The organism is Desulfuromonas acetexigens (genome assembly GCF_900111775.1).
GTDB lineage: Bacteria > Desulfobacterota > Desulfuromonadia > Desulfuromonadales > Trichloromonadaceae > Trichloromonas > Trichloromonas acetexigens.
Genome location: NZ_FOJJ01000022.1, coordinates 1 through 3,539 on the forward strand (window position 1 = coordinate 1; position 3,539 = coordinate 3,539).

A 3,539-nucleotide genomic window follows, 5' to 3' on the forward strand; every position below is an offset into this window, starting at 1 on the left:
GAAAAAGCCCTGAGATCGACCCAGGCGGAACTGGTCAAGGTTGTAAGTTTGCTCCGCCTGGCCTCGGATGCCGCGATAGGTTGCCCGCTGGCACAGGCCGGGGAAGTTGTTGACGATATTGGAGCCGCCGCCGATGTGGCCTTGGAGAAAGTAAAGAACGCAATCGACAGCCTTGATGACATTGACCGCTATTTTCGAGTCAAGCGTAGCTAGGCAGGTACACCCATGAAAACGATGACCGCGATTTTTCAGGCCTTGTCAATGCCCGCCCATGTTCGCCGGGAGCGCCGCCGGGCCGCCAGTCGGGCGCGGTTGAATGCTTTGCGGATCGCCTTGAACGGGTGCCGGTAGGGATCGGAAAACGAAGGGAGGGACGCCGGATGACGCCGAACAGGAAAGCAAGCGGGATCACCCCAGCCCAGAACAAGAAAATTCATGCCCTGAAAAATGCCCTTGGCCTGGATGATGCCGTTTACCGTGAAATTCTGGCCGGTTTCGGGGTTTCGACCTCCCGCGCCCTGACCTTCTCCGGGGGCGAAGAACTGATTGAACGGCTCGAACGTGACGCCCTGGCAATCGGGGCATGGCGGAAAATCCCCTCCAAGAAGATCGGCACCGGCTACCGGGAAGGGTTCGCCACGCCCAAGCAACTTGACATGATCGCCGCCCTTTGGGCCGAAGTCAGCACCGCCCCACCGGACAAACGGGAAGGGGCGTTACGGAAATTTGTTACACGTCAGGCGAAGGTTACGGACTTGCGCTTTTTACGGGCGGGCGATGCCTCCCGGGTTATCTGCGCCCTGAAAGCCATGAACCGCCAGGCGGGGGACGAATGAGGCACGATCAATGCCCCCATTGCAGGGCGAAACGGCCGAACCTTCATGAATTCAGGGAAGCCGCCGGGGAAGACGGATGGATTTTGACGGTTCGCTGTCTGCTTTGCGGTTGGCGGGAATCGGAGAAGGACAACCGAAGTTATCGCTTCTTGGGTTGGTCTTCCGAATGGCCGCCCCGACCCTGGTGAACAGGACCGGGAGGAAGGGACGGGACGGCGGCGAAAGCCAGATTGCAGAATTCGCCCCGTAAGCCGTCGAAAAGTCAAAACCTATACAACGGTAGCCATAAAGAAAAATCGTCGAATACAGCGAAGTTTAAAAAGGGTTTTAACACGGTTTCGGAATTGGGCAGGGACCGGAAAAACTGAAATCAACGCGGAAAGGACATTTTATGACCGAAGAACAGGAAAAAATCTGTCGGCTGATGGGAATCAGTCGGGACGAATTTGAAGCGGCGCGAAACTCGGAACAGGCGGCGGCGATGAGCCGCAACCTGGGGGAGCCCGCCCCGGAAAAAATCGCCCGGCTTATGGGTGTCGGCTATGGATCGGCGAGAAACCAGGCCGAAACCGGAAAAGAGATCATCTTCGGCGAAGAGGTAGACCCGCTGAAGTTGGCCGAGGCAAAGGCCGCCGTGGCTAAACTCATGAAGCTTTCACCAGCGGAAGTGACCAAGCGGGAAGCCGAGACCCGGAAGATCGCCGAAGCCACCGCGCCCTTGACCGTGGAAGAACTCGCCGCCTGTTGGACGCTGGGGATTACGCCCCTGGCCTATCACAGCGCCAAAGGTGTAGCCGCAGGCCTCCCCCCCGTCGTTACCGGATATTGAAAGGACGAAACCCCATGAAAATCAGCGAGCGTTACCAGGCGAAAAAATCCATTGAAGCCAAAATTTCGGCAATCAAGAGCGAAATTTCTACAATCAACCTCCCGGGCCTTGCCATTAAGGCCGGTGATGCAAGGACCAGATACGAAAGCGCCCGGCACAAGGTTGACGGTTCCGGGGATCGGGCTTCGGAGCGAAGCCGTTCCGAATTGGCCGCCTTGAAAGACGCCATGGAAAAAGCGAAAGCCGACCACCAGGCCGCTACGGATCGTGAAGCCCGCTTGAAGAAGGAACTTCATGAAGCCGTCGCCGCCCTTGAGTCTATCGGGGTCGAATGCAGCGCGAATGAATTGAAGGCGCTACAAGAAAAAATCAACGAAGTGAAGCTGAAAATCGAAGAAATCGCCATGGTCCAGGCTGGCCCTCTTCCCGGTGAAAAAGAGCAGTTTCGTCTTTATGACGAAGCCATAACCATGGAGACGGAACTTGAAAACCTCTTGGCCGACCAGGCCTTAGGGGTGAAGTGCGACGACAAGATCGCCGCTCTTAAAGAAAAGCTTGCCGAGAATCAAGCCAAGGCCGCAGCCGGTCCCGGGGATCTCGGCGGGGTAATTTCGATCCTTGGGGAAAGAGTGGACGGGGAGAAAGGAAAACTTCTCTACCTGCAAGAGCAACAGCGGTTCGCCCTGAACGGTTATCTTATCGCCTTGGCCCGGGAAACCTTTGAAGAATACCGGGCCGCCGCCGATTCCTTAAAGATTGCCCTGTCCACCCTTTACGCTCTGGCGAAAGTTCAGGAGCAAGTCAGCAACGGGGCTGTCGTCGACCCGATTGTGAAGAGTTGGCACCCGGTAAAAATCCCGGCGGTTATCGAACCCGGCAACGTCTTCGATTCTTCAAACATTGACCGCGCCGACGCCGTTGAAATGGTCCGGCAGAAAATCCAGACGGCCGGGATCAAGATATAAGATTCAATAGCCCCCCCCCGCCGAGACAGGTGGACCATAGGCGGGGGGGGGGGCGTGACGGGGGGAGGCTCCTCTGCCCCCGTCATGCGCATGGTCCGCCAGGGAATTAAAGTGACGGTCCCCGGCTTCGGCCGCCCCCCGTCACTTTTTTTGTAACCGCCCAAGTGTGACGTATTCTGTCGCAAGTGTGTAAGATAGGGGGAACGCCAACCCCTTATTGACAGGAGCGCCGCCACGATGGGAAAGGAAGAGCCCGAACGCCTTCAACGTGATGATGCCACCGGAAAACAACTATTGACCGCTATCCTTGATCGTGTCGGGCTCCCCGTGCGCCCCTGTTACTGTCGGGGGGACGTGTTGCGGATACTTGGGGTTAAGAGACAGGCCTTTTCGCGTATGGTCAATTTTTATGATGAATACCCGGACGGCCGGATAGTCAAACCCTGGATGCTGGACAGTTTCCGGGTTTTAGGACATTACCGGGTTCCCTTCGATGACTTGACCGCCTGGCTTGAAAGAAACCGTGAAAAAGCACTCGAAAGGATTCATAAAAATGACGATTGAAGCGCAAGCAAACAGGATTTATGAGCTGGTTAAAGACCTTCCGAACAACGAAGCATTGAAGGCCTTGCACCTTGCAACGGGCCGGATATTGCAAAAGTCCAGAATTCAGGCAATCGAATCTTGGGTTATCACGCCCAAGAGAACGCCCCAGTCACGAATCGAAAAAGACCCGGAAATTAAAGAATTCCTTCTTTCACAAACCGAACCCAGCACCATTTCCCAACTGTTGGCCGAAATTTCCAGCCGCTTTGGAGAAGACCGGACCCCTTCAAAGACCGGCCTTGCCCGCTGGTTCAAGAAGATGCAAGGCCGGTAAAGTAGAAACCAGCGAGCCCGCAGGCCGCC

General features: G+C 56.2%; 6 protein-coding genes. All 6 read left to right on the plus strand.

All coding sequences use genetic code 11. The features are described from left to right. The coding region (locus BQ4888_RS17560; protein WP_170233000.1) for a hypothetical protein at positions 1-213 on the plus strand (213 nt) is incomplete at its 5' end. Between the two features lie 167 nt (positions 214-380). Beyond that, positions 381-836: a regulatory protein GemA gene (locus tag BQ4888_RS08995; RefSeq protein WP_092056578.1), complete on the plus strand. Its 456-nt coding sequence runs from the start codon at positions 381-383 to the stop codon at positions 834-836. Positions 837-1,227: 391 nt separating this feature from the next. Next, positions 1,228-1,665 (plus strand): hypothetical protein, encoded by a 438-nt coding sequence (locus BQ4888_RS09000; protein WP_092056580.1) that lies wholly within the window; start codon positions 1,228-1,230, stop codon positions 1,663-1,665. Positions 1,666-1,679: 14 nt separating this feature from the next. Continuing rightward, positions 1,680-2,630, plus strand: coding sequence for a hypothetical protein (locus BQ4888_RS09005; protein ID WP_092056582.1), 951 nt, complete (start codon positions 1,680-1,682; stop codon positions 2,628-2,630). 237 nt (positions 2,631-2,867) lie between these two features. Continuing rightward, positions 2,868-3,194 (plus strand): MerR family transcriptional regulator, encoded by a 327-nt coding sequence (locus tag BQ4888_RS09010; RefSeq protein ID WP_092056583.1) that lies wholly within the window; start codon positions 2,868-2,870, stop codon positions 3,192-3,194. After that, a complete protein-coding gene (locus BQ4888_RS09015) occupies positions 3,184-3,510 on the plus strand; it encodes a hypothetical protein (protein WP_092056585.1) in 327 nt (108 codons plus the stop codon). Before BQ4888_RS09010 ends, BQ4888_RS09015 begins: the two co-directional genes overlap by 11 nt. Positions 3,511-3,539 lie beyond the last annotated feature (29 nt).